Source organism: Streptomyces sp. NPDC048473, from assembly GCF_043200155.1.
Classification (GTDB): domain Bacteria; phylum Actinomycetota; class Actinomycetes; order Streptomycetales; family Streptomycetaceae; genus Streptomyces.
Genome location: NZ_JBICXE010000209.1, coordinates 1 through 1,019 on the forward strand (window position 1 = coordinate 1; position 1,019 = coordinate 1,019).

General features: G+C 69.5%; 1 protein-coding gene. It reads right to left on the reverse strand.

What is annotated here, in order from left to right:
• On the reverse strand, nt 1-1,019 hold a 1,019-nt coding region (locus ACGFU7_RS48275; RefSeq protein ID WP_393705197.1), incomplete at both ends, for an MFS transporter.

Below are 1,019 nucleotides of genomic sequence, written 5' to 3' on the forward strand. Positions count from 1 at the left end.
GTGAGGGCCAGCAGGCCGGTGACGATCAATGGCTTGGTCCCGAAGCGGGCGATCAGGCGGGGCGCCAGGACGATCATCATGATCATGATGGCGACCGTCATGGGCAGCAGGGCCGCGCCGGAGGCGAAGGCGCCCAGTCCCAGGACCTGCTGGAGGTAGAGGTTGAGGAAGAACCACATCGGGATCCACGCGGCGGCCATCAGCAGTTGCGCGATGTTCGCTCCGGCCAGGTTGGGGGCCCGCCAGATACCCAGCCGCATCAGCGGCTCGCGGCGCTTGGACTGGATGGCGATGAACGCGGCGATCAGGGCCACGCCGGCCAGCAGTACGAGCCAGGTCTGGGCTGAGCCCCAGCCGGTTTCGGGGGCGCGGACGATGGCGTAGACGGCGGTGGCCAGTCCCACGGTGACGGTGGCCGCTCCCGCGAAATCGACGGAGCCGCGGCGGACCGGGGCCGGGGGCATGACAGCCGGGGTGGCAGCCAGCACGACCAGGGCGATCGGGATGTTGATGTAGAACACCCAGGGCCAGCTGGCGTACTCGGTGATGACACCGCCGAGGAAGACGCCGGCGGTGCCGCCTGCCGGGGCCGCGGCGCCGTACAGAGCCAGCGCCTTGGTCAGCTCCTTGGGGCGGGCGCCGAAGAGCATCATCAGCAGGGTCAGGGCGGAGGGGGCGATCAGAGCGGCACCGATGCCCTGCAGGGCACGGCCGGTCAGTTCGACCCAGACCTCAGAGGCGAGGCCGGCGACCAGGGATCCCGCGGCCATCACGGTCCAGCCGGCAACGAAGATCCGCTTGGCGCCGAACAGGTCGGACAGCCGCCCGCCGAGCAGGAGAAGCCCGCCGAAGGCAACGACGTAGGCGTTGAACACCCAGGACAGGCCCTCCGGGGAGAAGCCCAGGTCAACCTGCATCTTGGGGAGAGCCACACCGATGATGGACGTGTCCATGATGACCGCGAACTGGGCCAGGGCTATGAGGACGAGCGCCGTCCAGCGGCGTGGACTTGGAGGGGC